Raw genomic sequence first — 15,896 nt, forward strand, 5'->3', positions numbered from 1 at the left:
ACAGTACGCTCCGGTTCGTCTCCCCCGGTCTTCCTTGCACTGCATCACTTCTCGCCACGTTCCGTTTATGTTACTTTTCTGCATCTCAGTAACCAGCTTACGGGTCTACGTTTTCATCACTTCAGATGGAGCGGCCTACAGCCGCATGGCGAACTCCTTCTGAAATCGTTTCTTCCTTTGTTATTAAAGTGGTTTTGAATTTCGTTTTAACTAAAAGGGAAACGACCCATCCTTGCGCCTTTCTTTATCCCTTTCTCAAAGGACGAAAGCTGGCGGATCATCTTCTTGGTTTGTTCGAACTGTTTCAGCAGGCGATTAATGTCCTGGACCGTGGTTCCGCTTCCGCCGGCGATCCGACGCCGCCTGCCGCCGTCGATAATCTCGGGGCGCCGCCTTTCTTCGACGGTCATAGAGTTGATTATCGCCTCGGTCCACGCCAGATCCCGCTCGTCAAACTGGAGGTCTTCACGCATTTTCTTTAACCCGCCTAAACCGGGTATCATCTCCAAAATATGATCGAGCGGTCCCATCTTTTTGAACTGGCGGAGCTGGTTCATGAAATCTTCAAGGTTGAAATCGGCGCTCTTAATCCGCTTCTGCAGGTCGACGGCCTGTTGGGCGTCAAACGAATCCTGCGCTTTTTCGATTAAAGTGAGGACGTCTCCCATCCCCAGAATCCGGTCGGCCATACGATCGGGGTGAAAGGGTTCAAGCATATCGAGCTTCTCGCCCATACCCGCGAACTTAATGGGGCGACCGGTTACCTCCCGGATGGACAGCGCCGCGCCGCCCCTGGTGTCGCCATCCAGCTTGGTCAGCACCACCCCGTCGACGCCAAGGCGGCTGTGAAAGCTTTCAGCTACCGTTACGGCGTCCTGCCCGGTCATTGAATCAACCACGAGCAGAATCTCGTGGGGCTTGACCCTGGCCTTGATTCCCTCAAGTTCCTGCATTAATTCCTCATTGATATGCAGGCGACCGGCGGTATCGATGATAACGGTGTCGTACCCTTTTTGGGCCGCCTCTTCGCCGGCGCCGGCGGCGATAAGCACCGGATTCTCTTTTCGGGTGAATACCGGTATCTGGATCTGGGCGCCCAGAACCTCCAGCTGCTTAACGGCCGCGGGGCGGTATATGTCCGCGGCCACCAGCAGGGGCCGCCGCCCCTGCCTTTTCAGAATCAGGGCCAGTTTGGCGGCGGTAGTAGTCTTGCCGGACCCCTGTAGGCCTACCAGCATAATCACAGTGGGGGGTCTGGAAGCGATGTTCAACCGGGCGTTTTCACCGCCCATAAGGGTGGCAAGCTCGTCGCGTACGATTTTCACGACCTGATGCGCCGGGTTGAGGTGTTCCAAAACCTCCTGGCCCACCGCCCTGTCCCGGATGCGCTTTATAAAATCCTTTACCACTTTGAAGTTGACGTCCGCTTCAAGAAGGGCTACCCGTACTTCCTTCAGCGCCGCATTAACGTCTTCCTCCGACAGCTTGCCTTTGCCTTTGAGCTTTTTAAAGGTCTCGGCAAGCTTATCCGCAAGGCTGGAAAACATCGTTCCCCCCCTTTCAGGCATAATGCCTTCCGCCGCTATAAAAACCTGCAAGAGCGGACCGGTCCGCTCGTTCTAAGTCTTAAGAGGTTGCTGCAAAATAACGCCCCGCTTACACTTCATGTCCCCACTTCAAAATAAGCATACAGATTGATTTTACTGAAACGCACCGTTCGCTGTCAAGCAAAGCCAGCGCCGGGGTTGAAATTCTACAAAATAGATATAATATATATTTTAACATGCCGTGAAAGAAACGTTTCCTTTGATTTATCTGCCAAAGGCTTTTTTATCCGCGGATAATTAAATAGAAGCGGCTCAGGGCTTTGAGGCGGCACTTATAAGGAGGGTCCGATGGTGGGCGAAGAATCTAATTTGATGAGTCTTGACCGGGCGCTTTCACTAAGTCGCGCGGAGGTTCGCGAGATGCACCAGGAGTACCTCAATTCCGGTCTGGCGACCCTGTTGAAGCTCATGGATTTCGACAAACGTTTTGTCCGGGCGGAGGGTGTAAGCCTGTGGGACGTTGACGGGAAGGAATATCTCGACTTTCTCGGCGGTTATGGTTCTCTGAATACCGGGCACAACCATCCGCGAGTCATCGCGGCGGTTGATGCGGTGCGGGGTGTTCCGAATCTTTTGCAGGCTTCTCTTTCCCCGCTGGCCGGCGCGCTTGCCAAAAATCTGGCGGCTATCGCACCCGGCGACCTCAAGCGATCCTTCTTCTGCAACAGCGGCGCCGAGGCGGTGGAGGGCGCCATAAAACTCGCGCGCATCGGCACCGGTAGGCCCAAGCTGATATACACGGTGAATTCCTTCCACGGTAAAACCTTCGGCGCCCTTTCGGTTACGGGGCGGGCGAAATACCAGGAGGCGTTCCGGCCTCTGGTTTCGGAGTGCGCGGCGGTTCCATTCGACGATCTTGAGGCACTCGAAAAAGCGCTCCACTCAAAGGACTCGGCGGCTTTTATCGTCGAACCGATACAGGGTGAGGGAGGCATCAACCTTCCGTCAGACGGTTATCTAAGGGAGTGCAAAAGACTCTGCGCCAAGTACGGCACGTTGCTCGTCATGGATGAGATTCAGACGGGGTTGGGCCGGACCGGGAAGATGTTCGCCTGCGAACACGACAATGTCGAGCCCGATATCCTCTGCCTGGCGAAATCACTCGGCGGCGGCGTGATGCCCGTGGGCGCGTATATCGCCACCGACGCCGCCTGGAAGAAAGCCTACGGTTCGATCGACAAGTGCCTGCTTCACACCTCTACCTTCGGGGGGAACGCCTGGGCCTGCGCCGCGGCGCTTGCGGCCCTGGAGGTGATTATTGACGAAGACCTTTCGCGTCAGGCCGCCGAAAAGGGCGAGTACCTGATGCGTCGTCTCGGTGAGCTGAAAAAGGGTTCCCCGCTGCTGAAAGAGGTCCGCGGCAGAGGGCTTCTCATCGGCCTTGAGTTCGCCGAGGGTAAGAAAGGTCTTACCCACAAGCTGACTTTCGGCCTCCTCGACAAACTGTCGAACGAGTACCTAGGCAGTCTGGTGTCGGGTGAGTTCCTGAACAAGTACCGGGTTCTAACAGCTTATACACTGAACAACCCGAACGTTATCAGGCTTGAACCGCCGCTTGTCGTGTCCCGGGAGCAGATCGACCACGTCCTCAAGGCGCTGGCTGAGATCCTGGACCGGAACCGCAGTTTCCTTGGGATCGCCGCAAAGAGTTTTATCCCGGGCCTGAAAACATCGGGCTGAACTCAGAAAGTATGTCCTGAACCCGTAACAGGAGGAACCATGCGTCTTGGCCTTGTAAGCGACACCCACGGGGAAACCGAAAACCTGCGTTCCGCCGCCCGGATGCTCATGCGTGACTGGCGGGTAGAAACTGTTGTGCACCTCGGGGACGAATGCGAAGACATCGCCGTTCTCAAGGATTATCCCCTTAAAATCATCCAGGTGCCCGGTGTCTACTGCGAGCACTACCGGAACCCGGCCATAACCAACCGGCTGCTCATGGAATTCGAGGGCTACCGTATCCTTTTCACCCATACGCCGGGTCCCCATAAGAACGACCTGCCCGGCGACCCCGACCCGGCGGCGCTTGCCGCGCGGGGTGAAGTGGACATAGTGGCGTACGGGCATACCCACGTCCCGGAAATCAGGGTGGAGGGGACAGTTCTCTGGGTCAACCCCGGTCATTTGAAGAGCAGCGATAAGAAGGGGTATCCTCCCGGTTTTGCCGTGCTTGAGCTGGGACCGGACGGCCCGACGTGCCGGATCATCAATCTTCGGAGCGGGGCTGTTTCTCAGAGCACATAAGACCCAATTCGCCGGATTCCCACCGGCAGCGGGCAGACTTCCAAGAACGATTACCCGTAACGATGCCGTTAATTTAATAATGTATGTTTTATGCTTGCGCCCGAAGGGAACCTTTGGGTTTTTTGTTTTTAGTTAAGAAAAATAAATAAATAATAAGAATTTTGTCGATATTTTTTTATTTTACTTGCAGGAATTCCCGTCATCTTATAGAATAGGTGGTGGTAAGTGGAGGAAAGTGGTGGAAACCCTGGTGTATAACCGATGTTCATAGGGGAGTTCTTACACACCCTTGATATCAAGGGACGCGTCTTCATTCCCGCCCGCTTCAAAGAGGGGCTGGGTGAGCGTTTTATTGTCACCAAGGGTCTCGACCGCTGTCTCTTCTGCTTTCCCAGGTCGGAATGGGAAGCCACCGAAAAGAAGCTTCGCCGTCTTACGTTTGCCAGGGCGGATGCCCGCGCGTTCGCGAGGCTTTTCTTTTCCGGGGCGTCGGAATTGGAAGTGGACAAACAGGGCAGAATACTTGTTCCGGGTAACCTTAGGGAATATGCGGGCCTTTCGAAGGATGTGGTGATTCTCGGGGTTTCCTCCCGGGTTGAGATCTGGGCGAAAGAAGAGTGGGGGGACTACAGCTCCAAAACCCAGGCGGCTTATGAAGAGATCGCAGAAAAGATTGTTGATTTGGATTTTGCACCGGAAGACTAAACATACTTGAAGGTGGTGGTCGAGTTGGAGTTTCGCCATAAACCGGTGATGCTTAAAGAGGCAGTGGAGATGCTCGTAGTGAACCCGGAAGGAGTATATGTGGATTGCACCATCGGGGGCGGCGGACACGCAATGGAAATCCTGCGCTTGCTTGGGCCACAAGGGCGGCTGATCGGCTTCGACGTCGCCCCGCAGGCCTTGGCCGCGGCGCGTGCGCGTCTGGACGGGGACGGCCGGATACGGTTTGTTCGCGCGAATTTCCGTAACCTGGCCGATTCGCTGGCGGAGTTGGGGATCGATCGAGTCGACGGCCTGCTCTACGACCTGGGTGTTTCTTCCTACCAGTTTGACAATCCGGACCGGGGGTTTAGTTACTGGGACGATGTGACACTCGACATGAGGATGAACCCCGAAGGGCCGGTTATCGCCGCCCGTCTCGTCAACACCCTGAGCGAAAAGGAACTGGGGCATATCATCAGGGAGTACGGAGAGGAAAAATGGGCGGAAAGGATTGCGGAGTTTATTGTAAAGGAAAGGGCGGAGCGCCCCATAACCACTACCGGCGAGCTGGTCGACGTGATTAAAAAGGCCGTACCCTCGGCGGTCCGCAGGATGGGCCCCCACCCGGCGAGGCGTACCTTTCAGGCGCTACGCATCGCCGTCAACCAGGAGCTCGATGCCTTGAAGGAATCGCTGGAGCAGGCCCTTCCGCTGCTTAAACCGGGCGGGCGGCTGGTGGTCTTGAGCTATCACTCGCTGGAGGACAGGATCGTGAAGGATTTCATCCGGGCGGCGTATGCTTCTTGTGTTTGCCCGCCAGGTACCCCGATATGTGTTTGTTCGAAGAAGCAGGAACTAACGCCGGTGACAAAAAGGCCGCGGACGCCGACCGGCGAGGAACTCGGGCGCAACCCCCGTTCGCGCAGCGTGCGGATGCGGGTGGCTGAGAAGGTGGGCTAGCCGTTATCGGTAGCAGGAGTTCTTCTATCCGGAAAGGAGGATGAATAAACTTGGTATTAGCCGGGGACCGGGTTCTCCGTCCTTTACCGCGGCAGGAACCACCTATCGCCGAACCCCGAAAGAAATATGTTCCGGCCCTGGGCTTTCAGGTCAGCGGGCTGGTGATCATCGGTTTCTTTCTCGGGTTGACGGTTATCCTATGCCAGGCCAGGATTATCTCCGTCGGTTTCAACCTCCAGGAACTTCAGAGGGAACTGGCCATGGCGCAGGAAGAGAACCAGGCGTTGGACGGCGCCATTCAGCGAATGGTAGCGCCGGATAAGATCGAAGCGGCGGCGGTTAACAGGCTCGGAATGGTGCGCCCGCCCGCCGGGGGAGAGATAAAACTGGTAGTGCCCGTTTCGGATGCCCCCGCGGCCGCACCCGTACTAAAGCCGACGGAACAGCGCGGCGCCGCGCCTGGAGAAGCGGGCTGGCTGCAGTCGTTGTTTGAGGTGCTTTCCTTTAAGAATATGGATTCGTCAAGGGCTTCGTGAGGGTTCGATAATGAACAGAATTCCCCTGTAGCAACTGTCACTTTTAAATCAGATCTTCCTGATACTTAAAAACTCTTCAATTTTACACTCTTCAACAGCGGAGCAAGGTGTCTTTAGCGTCGAAGCTTGGGTTCAAATAAAAGGTTTATCGCAGGTCAAACCTCCGGGTGGAGCCGAAAAAGCGTTGCTGAAAGGATTCACGGGCGCGGCAGCGATTTTTCGGAATCACCCTTAGATTTCATTAGCGACGGAACACGCACTAATCCAACGGCTTTTGGTGGTTAAACTTAGTAAAAATCCGGAGGTTGCGAAAAAAAAGCCGTTTTGCAGCAGCCTCCTAGGCGTCGGGAGTGGTTCAATTGGCAGAGATTATCATACGAAAACGCCTGACGCAGCTTCTTTTCGTAGTAGTCCTTATTTTCTTTGTCCTGATCGGTCGTCTGACGTGGCTTCAACTGGTGCGCGGCGGCGAGCTTGAACAAGGGGCGCAGGAGAACAGGATCCGCCATATTGACGTTGAAGCCAGGCGCGGGGACATCCGCGACCGCAACGGTAAAGTGCTTGTTACCAGCGTGAGCTGCGAATCGATAGTGGCGATGCCGGCGCAGGTGTCCGATCCTTCCCCGACGGCGGAAAAGCTGTCTTCAGTCCTGGGAATAGACCGCGATGAGGTCTACAAGCGGGTGACTGCTAAAAGCTCTTTTGTTTGGCTTAAGCGAAAAGTGGATTATAAGACGGGACAACAGGTCCGCGGCCTGAGACTCGACGGTATCGAACTGATTGAAGAAAGCCGGCGGCAGTACAACCACGGAACCCTGGCCTCTCACGTCTTAGGATTTGTCGGAATCGACAACCAGGGCCTGACTGGCATTGAAATGACTCATGATAAGGATTTGCGCGGCAAGCCCGGGAGGATTGTGATCGAGCAGGACGCCGCAGGACGTAACATTCCCACCGCGCTTCATCAGTTAAAGCCCCCGGTTTCGGGAAATAACCTTATCCTTACCATCGACGAGACGATCCAGTATTTTGCCGAGCGCGAACTGGATAAAATCGTTAATACCTGTAAACCGTCGAGTGCGGTTATAATTGTAATGGACCCCAAAACAGGGGAAGTACTGGCGCTGGGAAACCGGCCCACGTATGACCCGGACGGTTGGTCGAAAGCACCCAGGGCGGTATGGGACCGTAATCCGGCGATCTGGCAGCTTTTCGAACCGGGGTCGACTTTCAAGATCGTTACGGCCTCGGCGGGGCTTTCCGAGGGCGTCGTAACCCCGAATACCCCCCGCTTTTGTCCGGGTTTCATCAAAGTGGCCGACAGGCATATCCGCTGTTGGAAGGATGGCGGTCACGGATCCTTGAGCTTTGCCGAGGTTGTTGAAAACTCCTGCAACCCCGGTTTTATCCAGACTGGTTTGGACCTCGGGCGGGACAAGTTTTATAAGTACGTCAAGGCATTTGGTTTTGGCGAGCCGACAGGGATAGAACTGCCCGGGGAGGCGAAGGGAATACTGATCCCGCAGGAGAAGGCCACCAACCTCAACATAGCGACGATGGCCATCGGGCAGTCGATTGCGGTTACGCCGGTTCAGCTTATCACCGCGGCCGCGGCGGTGGCCAACAGCGGGGAACTGGTGCGCCCGCGACTGGTACGGGAGATAACCTCGACGGACGGCAAAGTGGTGCGCCGCTTCGAGGCGGAGCGTGTGAGAAGGGTTCTCTCGACGGAAAAGGCGCGGGAATTGAGCGCTCTGCTGGAAAACGTGGTGGCCAACGGGACGGGTGTCAACGCCTACCTCGACGGTTACCGTACGGCGGGAAAAACAGGCACCGCCCAGGTCGTGGGGCCCGCCGGCGGTTACGTGTCGGGGAAATACGTCGCTTCTTTCGTCGGTTTTGCCCCTGTGGATAACCCGCGATTGGTCACCCTGGTGGTGATTTCGGAGCCCCAGGGCGCTTACTACGGCGGGCAGATAGCGGCGCCCGTGTTTAAAGCGGTGATGCAGGACGCACTCCGTTACCTGTGCGTACCGCAGCAGGAAGGTCTCAAAAAACCCGAACAGCCGTGGTACCTGATGGAGACCGAACCAAAACCGGTAACGGTGCCGCAAGTCGTCAACCTTCCGCTTGAGGAGGCCATTGAGAACCTGAAGGCGGCGCAATTAGGGTTTACGCTTAAGGGCGAGGGCGGCGTGGTTCGCGCGCAGGTCCCGCAAAGCGGTGCCACGGTGCTGAGCGGCACCAGGGTGGTACTGGAATTGAAGCAAGGACCTGAAAACGGTAAGGCGGAGGTGACGGTGCCCGATGTTATCGGCCTTACTATTAAAGACACGGCCGTTTTGCTCGAAAAGGTGGGGCTCTGCCTAGCTCCCTCGGGGACCGGAATCGCCGTCGAGCAAAAGCCGGCGCCCAAGACAAAGGTGCGTCGCGGCGAGAAAATCAGGGTGCGGTTTGAGCCGCCGGATGAGGAGCAGGACGAGTCGCTGCCGACGGTCCTGCACCCTTGACGGTACCGGCCCAAGGCTTGTTTCAGGCTCAAACAGGCAATAATATATCGGGATTGAAAAACCAATCAGGTATGTGTTAAGCTCAGTGTCCGGAAGCAAACAGCAAAACATCAGGAGGAAGTATTTTGACGGAAAACCTGTCCAAGATTTTTGAGCTTGACCCGGCGGGACTCGCCTATGATTCACGACGGGTGGAACCCGGTTTTGTTTTCTTTGCGATCCAGGGATTTCAGCTGGACGGACACGACTATGTCGGGGACGCGGTGCAGCGCGGGGCTGCCGCCGTAGTGGTCGAAAAAGATATCGAGGAGCCGGCCGGGGTGGCTGTCTTTCGGGTGCCGGATTCACGGGCGGCGCTGGCGTCGGCGGCGGCACGGTTTTACGGTTATCCCGCACAGAGGCTGCGTATGGTCGGGGTCACGGGTACCAACGGAAAGACCACCACCACTCACCTCATCAGCGCGATCTATGGGGCGCAGGGGGAAAAGGTGGGACTTATCGGTACCCTGTGCGCGAGGATCGGGGATGTTGTAGTTCCGGAAGAGCGCACCACGCCGGAGTCGCTGGAGTTGCAGGCGCTGTTGCGCCGGATGGCGGACGCGGGAGTGACCGTGGCGGTCATGGAGGTTTCCTCGCACGCCCTGGCACTGCAGCGCGTTGCGGGTGTCGAATACGATGTGGCGGTTTTCACCAACCTGACCCAGGACCACCTTGATTTTCACAAGGATTTGGAGGATTATTTCCGGACCAAGGAACTGCTTTTCACCGGACTGAAGGCGCCCGCCGGCAAACAGGGTTCCAAGCTGGCGGTAGTTAACGCCGACGACCGGTACGGGGTGAGGTTGGCTTCCACCAGCGGCGGCAGGGTCCTTACCTACGGTGTTGAGAACCCCGCCGGGGTGCGGGCGCGGGATATCGTTCTCAAGGAATCCGGGGCTGATTTTACGGTCGAAGGGACGTGGGGGAAAACCCCCTTGAGACTGAAGCTCGCCGGTGGATTTAACGTTTACAACGCTCTGGCGGCATTTGCGACGGGCTTTGCGGAAGGGTTCCCGCCGGGTGACGTGGCGCGGGCGCTCGAAAACGCGGGATCGGTGCCCGGGCGTTTTGAACGCGTGGATGCGGGGCAGGACTTTACGGTGGTGGTCGATTACGCGCACACGCCGGACGGATTGGAAAACGTGTTGCGAGCGGCGCGGGCTTTGGCCCGCGGCAAGGTGGTCGTGGTTTTTGGCTGTGGGGGCGACCGGGATTCGACCAAGCGTCCCTTGATGGGTGAAGCGGCGGGCAGGTTGGCCGACTTTGCGGTGGTGACCTCCGACAACCCGCGCAGCGAGGACCCGCGGAAGATTATTGCGGCGGTAGAGACCGGGGTCAGGAGCGCCGGGCAGACGCGTTATATAATCGAGCCCGACCGCCGCAAGGCGATTAAAGAAGCCTTTACGCGCGCTCAACCAGGGGACATTGTCGTGCTGGCGGGGAAAGGCCATGAGGACTACCAGATTATCGGCACTCAGAAAATTCCGTTTGATGACCGCAAGGTTGCGGTGGAGGTCTGGCAGGAGATTCGGATCGGAAAAGGCCGGGGTTCAGTAGTCAGTAGTTAGTAGTCAGCAGTTAGTAGGTGTCACGAGTCGCGAGTTAAGTCCTAATTCGAAAGACCCAGTCCTCAGTCTCTGTTTCCGAACTTAGGACTCAGGACATAGGACTTAGGACTTAGGACTTAGAACTTAGAACTTAGAACTAAGGAACTTAGAACTAAGGAACTTAGAACTAAGGACTCGGGACTTGGACCTTCGGGAGCAGAATTAGATAAATGTTGCCTTTAACCATTGGGGAGACAGCAAAAGTACTGGACGCCGAACTTGTACGGGGTGATCCGTCACGGATTGCGACGGCGGTAACCACGGACAGTCGTGAGGTAAAACCGGGAGCGCTTTTTTTCGCCCTCGCCGGAGAGAGGTACGACGGCCATCATTTCACCGGTGAGGCGCTGGATAGGGGTGCCGCCGGGGTGGTCGTGTCGCGGGCGGTTCCCGCGACAGGCGCGGCTTCGGTGGTTCTGTTGGTCCCCGATGTCCTGGCGGCGCTGGGGAAATTGGCGCGTTATATACGCCGGCTGGCTGGTGTTTTTCTGATAGGGGTAACCGGGAGCACCGGGAAGACAAGTACCAAGGACGTAATGGCGGCTGTGCTCGCAGTCCGTTACCGGGTGCTTGCCACCAGGGGCAACCTTAACAACGAGATCGGTGTTCCGCTGACCCTGCTGAGATTGGAAACGGGGCATAAAGTGGCGGTGGTGGAAATGGCGATGCGGGGAGCCGGAGAAATCGCCGCGCTCGCTGATGTTTGCCGCCCCGACGCGGCGGTGATCACGAATATCGGGGAGACGCACCTTGAACGTCTCGGGAGTGTCCGGGCGATCGCCCGGGTCAAGGGCGAGATCCTGGACTTTATACCCCCGGAGGGATTTGCAGTTCTGCACGACGAAAGCCCGTTTATTTCGGAGGAAGCGGGACGCTGCCGCGGCCGGGTCGTTTTCTTCGGGACCGGAAGCGGTGCGGCGGTCAGGCTTGTCGGTTATAATGCCGCCGACGAGGGCGGCCGGTTCCGGGTGGCTGCGGAAGACCGGGAAGAGGAGTATTTTCTCCCTGTGCCCGGTTTTCATAACGCCCTCAACGCGGTTGCTGCGATTGCGGTGGCGCGTGAAATGGGCCTGACAACCGACGAGATCAGAGATGGGCTGAGCGGTGTCAGGTTGAGCGACATGCGGTCGGAAATAAGAAAAATAGGTTCACTTACAGTGATTAACGATGCTTACAATGCCAATCCTGCATCCATGCGGGCGGCGCTCGCCTTGTTAAAGCAAATGGCGGGGGGCAGGCGCCGGGTGGCGGTTCTCGGTAATATGCTGGAGTTAGGCGAACGGGCGGTCGATGCCCACCGGGAGGTGGGCAGGGCGGCGGCCGATTGTGCGGACGTGGTGGTGGCGGTGGGCGATCTTGCGCAGGGGATAGCGGCGGGCGCCGTTTCCGCCGGCGTTTCCGCGGGGAAGGTTTTCCCCTGCGCCGACGCGGCGTCTGCGGCAGCAGTGCTGAAAAGCGTCTTGCGGGGAGACGAAGTTGTGCTGGTGAAAGCCTCTCGCGGCATGCACCTTGAGACGGTAGTAAGCGCCCTGGAAACCGGGGGTGTAGAATCTTGACAACCCAGGTTGCGGCGTCTTTCGGAGTTTCTTTTCTGGTTACGGTTATAGCCGGCCTGTTTTTAATTCCCGTCCTCAGAAGGCTGAGGGTCGGTCAGTCGGTACGCAACGACGGTCCCGCCAGGCACTTTTCCAAGGCCGGGACGCCGACCATGGGAGGGGTAATCTTTCTTCTGGGGATAACCTTCACGGCGTTGTTTTTCAGCCGGGGGAATAAGGAGGCGCTGGCCCTTCTTTTCGTTACACTGTGTTTCGGCATGGTCGGTTTCCTGGATGATTTCCTGAAGGTTGTCCGGAATCGTTCGTTGGGACTCAGGGCACGTGAGAAACTTCTGGTGCAGGTCGTTGTATCCTTCGGACTGGTGCTGTTTGCGGTTTTTTTCGCCGGGCGCGGCACGGACTTTACGATTCCTTTTTCCGGTTTGTTCCGTGACGGCGGGTTCCATCTCGATTACGGCTTCGGATTTTTTGCGATATTCACGGTGTTGTTCGTGGCCGGGATGGCCAACGCCGTCAACCTTACCGACGGTCTGGACGGCCTTGCCGCCGGGTTGACTGTGATTGCGGCTTCGGTGTATGTTTTTTTTGCCCTGGTTGTGGACAAAATCGGGCTTGCCGTGGACCTGAGCGCGGTAGCGGGAGGGTGCCTGGGTTTTCTGGTTTATAACCGGCACCCGGCGCGGGTTTTCATGGGCGACACCGGTTCGCTGGCGCTCGGGGGAGCACTGGCGACGGCGGCGGTTTTGACGCGCAGTGAACCTTTCTTAATAATTGTAGGAATTGTTTTTATAGTCGAAATGTTATCAGTCGTAATACAAGTTATCTCATTCCAGCTTACCGGAAGGCGGGTGTTCCGGATGAGTCCTGTTCACCACCATTTCGAACTCTGCGGGTGGTCGGAAAACCGGGTGGTCCTGTCCTTCTGGCTGGCGGGGTTGATCTCGGGTCTCGTGGGCCTGGCGGGACTTTACCGCTTAGGATAAGTCCCGAGTCCAAAGTCACGAGTCGAAAGTCGAACTCGTTGGCTCGCGACTCGTAACCCGTGACTCGTGACCAATGACATAGGAGCGTGTTTACATTGCAATTCGAAGGTAAAAATATACTCGTTGTAGGCGCCGGGAAAAGCGGTGTGGCTGCGGCGCGCTTTCTCTCTGCGGAAAAGGCGAATGTGGTCCTCACGGATATCAAGACAGCGGCGGAATTGCCGGAAGCGGCGGCATTAGGTGTCAAAACCTTTTTCGGCGCGTACCCGGCTGTGGCGGGATTTGATCTTGTTGTGGTGAGCCCCGGCGTGCCGACAGAGTTGGAACCGTTGTCGGAGGCCCGTATGCGGGGGATAGAAGTGACCGGGGAACTCGAACTCGCATTCAGTTTGACTTCGGCGCCGGTTGTAGCTATTACCGGCACCAACGGTAAAACCACAACCACCGCGCTCACCGGGGAAATTTTCAAATCGGCGGGATGGCGTACGGTGGTGGCCGGAAATATAGGAACACCTCTGATCAGCTTGGTGGAGGGAGATGTCCCCCCGGATGTTATCGTGGCGGAGGTATCGAGCTTCCAGCTTGAGACCACCCTCCTTTTCCGTCCCCGGGTGGCGGTTGTTCTGAATGTTACACCCGATCATCTTGACCGCCACCGGACTATAGCGGAATACGCGGCGGCCAAAGCTCGCATTTTCGTCAACCAGGAGGAAGGAGACGCCGCCGTGCTCAACCTGGATGATCCGCTGACGGCGGCGATGAAAGGTCAGAGCCGCGGGGTGGAATTATTCTTCAGCAGGCGGCATAACCTTGAGAGTGGCGCGTGTGTCCGTGACGGCAGGCTGTTTTTCGCACACGACGGCGGTCCGGTGGAGATCTGCGGCGCGGGTGAGATCGGCATACCCGGTGCGCACAATCTGGAAAACGCGCTGGCGGCGGTGGCCGCGGCGGGCTTTATGGGTGTGTCGGCGCATGTGATCGCCAAGACGCTGCGGGATTTCAAGGGCGTAACTCACCGCCTTGAATTTGTGGATGATATTGACGGCGTGAGATACATAAATGATTCGAAGGGCACTAATCCCGACGCGGCGATTAAAGCCCTGGAGGCATACGACCGGCCGATAGTACTGATAGCGGGCGGGAGGAACAAGGGAAGCAGGTTTGACGACTTTGCGGCGAAGGTGAAGGAGAAGGCGCGGGTGCTGGTGGTTCTCGGGGAGAGCGCGGAAGAGATTGCGGCGGCGGCGTCAGCGGCGGGCGTTGACCTGATTCTTCGGGCGAAAGGTTTCAAAGAGGCCGTGCATCTCGCGCGAGAGGCCGCACGTCCGGGGGATGTCGTGTTGCTTTCGCCTGCGTGCGCCAGTTGGGACATGTTCAGGAATTATGAAGAGCGCGGGGAGTTGTTCAAGCAAACCGTGCGGGAGATGGCCGTTCCGGATTAAGTCCTGAGTCATGAGTTACGGGTCGGGATTCACGGGTTCAACAGTCCTAAGTCCTCAGTTTAAAGTCCTGAGTCCGAATTTTTTAAAAACCGGCATGGGTTCTGGATTCTGGCTACTGCCCCTTAAACTTGGACCTTGAACTTTAAAGGAGTTCGCTGGGCGACCAGAGGCCGCTCCGGATGAGAATGAAAATGGGACGACCTGTAAGCTGGTTACTTGGATGCAGAAGAGTAACATAAACGGAACGCGACGAGGAGCGATGCAGTGCAAGGAAGACCGGAGGAGACGAACCATTTTAGAAGTTGGATGCAAGAGGTTGGAAGTCGAAACAGAAGTACGGAATTCGCTGTAGCGAATTCCTTCAACTAGTCTAACCTCCAAAATCGCAGCAATGCGTTGAGTATCGCCGCGCCTTACGAAATAAGAACGCATTTTCAGAGGAGGACGGGGAATGCGATCCCGCAGCCACGCCTCACGGCCGCCGGATTTTATTTTATTCCTGAGCGTGCTCACCCTGCTTAGTATCGGGGTGGTTATGGTTTTCAGCGCGAGTGAGTACACCGCTTTGGTGCGCTTTCATGACAGCTTTTACTTCTTCAAGAGACAGTTTTTTTGGGCAGTCATCGGTATTATCGGTATGATCTTCTTTTTGAAATACGACTACCGCAACTTTAGACGGCATGCCCTGTTGTTGTTAGGCATTTCTTTTATGCTTCTTTTAGTGGTTCTGATCCCGGGAGTAGGGTATGCGTCTCACGGGGCACAAAGGTGGATCGATATAGGGCTGCTTCGATTCCAGCCTTCGGAAATCATTAAGTTCGGCATGGTGGTCTTCACGGCGTATGGGCTGAGCGTACAGCGGCCCGGGCCCAGGGGGTTCCGGACCATGTTGCCTTTCCTGGCAGTTGCCGGCATCGCGGCCGGCCTTATTCTGCTTCAGCCCGATCTAGGTACGGCAATGGCGCTGATGGGGACGGTTTTCACGATGCTTTTTTGTGCCGGTTGTTCCATAGCGGCGTTAAGTTCCCTCGGTATGTGCGGCGTCGCCGCGGTGGGTGCGGCAATTTATCTCGAACCATACCGCATGCGGCGTTTCCTGGCTTTTATCGATCCCTGGAAAGATCCTCTGGGAAGCGGCTTTCACATCATCCAGTCGCTTTACGCCCTCGGATCGGGCGGTCTCTTCGGCATGGGACTAGGGCAGGGTAAGCAGAAGTTTCTATACCTGCCCGAGCAGCATACGGATTTCATCTTCGCGGTGATCGGCGAAGAGTTGGGGTTGATAGGGACAGTAGTGGTGGTAAGCCTGTTTATTGTATTCATCTGGCGCGGACTGAGGGTGGCGCTTTTGGCGCCGGATTCCTTCAGCAGTCTTCTGGCGGCCGGAATAACTGCGGGGATCGGACTTCAAGCACTAATAAACATCGGTGTGGTTACCGGGAGTTTGCCGATTACGGGTATTCCGCTGCCGTTCATCAGTTACGGCGGCACGTCGTTGGTTTTTACCCTTTCGGCGGTAGGAGTGCTTCTCAATATATCGCGGCAGGTGGTAAGGTAGTAGAATATTGATGAAAAACATCTTAACCGGTAGAAAAAATGGTCACTTACCATTTGGAGTGCTAGCCGGAGGCTGCGAAAATAACCAGCACTCAATATGAGAGTTAAGAAGAATGCCGTTTGTGGTGCATTTGAGTTGCCCGTACGACT

The 15,896-nt window shown here is 56.6% G+C and carries 12 protein-coding genes; 11 read left to right on the top strand and 1 reads right to left on the bottom strand.

What is annotated here, in order from left to right:
- Positions 1-206 precede the first annotated feature (206 nt).
- The gene (gene ffh, locus AB1500_05345) at positions 207-1,547 is read right to left on the bottom strand and encodes a signal recognition particle protein (protein MEW6182589.1); all 1,341 of its coding nucleotides are present in this window, start codon (positions 1,545-1,547) and stop codon (positions 207-209) included.
- Positions 1,548-1,895: 348 nt separating this feature from the next.
- Between ffh and AB1500_05350 the strand changes: the two genes are divergently transcribed.
- From AB1500_05350 to spoVE, 11 genes are all read left to right on the top strand, one after another.
- The gene (locus tag AB1500_05350; GenBank protein ID MEW6182590.1) at positions 1,896-3,287 is read left to right on the top strand and encodes an aspartate aminotransferase family protein; all 1,392 of its coding nucleotides are present in this window, start codon (positions 1,896-1,898) and stop codon (positions 3,285-3,287) included.
- 39 nt (positions 3,288-3,326) lie between these two features.
- Positions 3,327-3,851 (top strand): metallophosphoesterase family protein, encoded by a 525-nt coding sequence (locus tag AB1500_05355; protein ID MEW6182591.1) that lies wholly within the window; start codon positions 3,327-3,329, stop codon positions 3,849-3,851.
- Positions 3,852-4,112: 261 nt separating this feature from the next.
- Entirely contained in the window at positions 4,113-4,556 is a 444-nt protein-coding gene (gene mraZ, locus AB1500_05360; GenBank protein MEW6182592.1) for a division/cell wall cluster transcriptional repressor MraZ, read from the top strand.
- A gap of 15 nt (positions 4,557-4,571) precedes the next feature.
- Complete coding sequence (gene rsmH / locus AB1500_05365) at positions 4,572-5,516, top strand: 16S rRNA (cytosine(1402)-N(4))-methyltransferase RsmH (GenBank protein MEW6182593.1); 945 nt, start codon at positions 4,572-4,574, stop codon at positions 5,514-5,516.
- Between the two features lie 50 nt (positions 5,517-5,566).
- The gene (locus AB1500_05370; protein MEW6182594.1) at positions 5,567-6,052 is read left to right on the top strand and encodes a hypothetical protein; all 486 of its coding nucleotides are present in this window, start codon (positions 5,567-5,569) and stop codon (positions 6,050-6,052) included.
- A gap of 350 nt (positions 6,053-6,402) precedes the next feature.
- Entirely contained in the window at positions 6,403-8,562 is a 2,160-nt protein-coding gene (locus AB1500_05375; GenBank protein MEW6182595.1) for a stage V sporulation protein D, read from the top strand.
- Positions 8,563-8,687: 125 nt separating this feature from the next.
- The gene (locus AB1500_05380; GenBank protein MEW6182596.1) at positions 8,688-10,169 is read left to right on the top strand and encodes a UDP-N-acetylmuramoyl-L-alanyl-D-glutamate--2,6-diaminopimelate ligase; all 1,482 of its coding nucleotides are present in this window, start codon (positions 8,688-8,690) and stop codon (positions 10,167-10,169) included.
- 209 nt (positions 10,170-10,378) lie between these two features.
- Positions 10,379-11,764, top strand: coding sequence for a UDP-N-acetylmuramoyl-tripeptide--D-alanyl-D-alanine ligase (gene murF, locus AB1500_05385; protein ID MEW6182597.1), 1,386 nt, complete (start codon positions 10,379-10,381; stop codon positions 11,762-11,764).
- Positions 11,758-12,747, top strand: a complete 990-nt coding sequence (gene mraY / locus AB1500_05390; GenBank protein MEW6182598.1) for a phospho-N-acetylmuramoyl-pentapeptide-transferase — start codon at positions 11,758-11,760, stop codon at positions 12,745-12,747. Before murF ends, mraY begins: the two co-directional genes overlap by 7 nt.
- 95 nt (positions 12,748-12,842) lie before the next feature.
- Positions 12,843-14,189, top strand: coding sequence for a UDP-N-acetylmuramoyl-L-alanine--D-glutamate ligase (gene murD / locus AB1500_05395; GenBank protein MEW6182599.1), 1,347 nt, complete (start codon positions 12,843-12,845; stop codon positions 14,187-14,189).
- Positions 14,190-14,640: 451 nt separating this feature from the next.
- Positions 14,641-15,747: a stage V sporulation protein E gene (gene spoVE, locus AB1500_05400; GenBank protein ID MEW6182600.1), complete on the top strand. Its 1,107-nt coding sequence runs from the start codon at positions 14,641-14,643 to the stop codon at positions 15,745-15,747.
- Positions 15,748-15,896: the final 149 nt, after the last annotated feature.

It is taken from the genome of Bacillota bacterium (assembly GCA_040755295.1).
Taxonomy (GTDB): Bacteria; Bacillota; Desulfotomaculia; order Desulfotomaculales; family Ammonificaceae; genus SURF-55.

Excerpts from the sequence above, each read along its gene's own strand:
- ffh (MEW6182589.1), bottom strand. The coding sequence starts at position 1,547 with ATGTTTTCCAGCCTTGCGGATAAGCTTGCCGAGACCTTTAAAAAGCTC.
- AB1500_05350 (MEW6182590.1), top strand. The coding sequence starts at position 1,896 with ATGGTGGGCGAAGAATCTAATTTGATGAGTCTTGACCGGGCGCTTTCA.
- AB1500_05355 (MEW6182591.1), top strand. The coding sequence starts at position 3,327 with ATGCGTCTTGGCCTTGTAAGCGACACCCACGGGGAAACCGAAAACCTG.
- mraZ (MEW6182592.1), top strand. The coding sequence starts at position 4,113 with ATGTTCATAGGGGAGTTCTTACACACCCTTGATATCAAGGGACGCGTC.
- murF (MEW6182597.1), top strand. The coding sequence starts at position 10,379 with ATGTTGCCTTTAACCATTGGGGAGACAGCAAAAGTACTGGACGCCGAA.
- spoVE (MEW6182600.1), top strand. The coding sequence starts at position 14,641 with ATGCGATCCCGCAGCCACGCCTCACGGCCGCCGGATTTTATTTTATTC.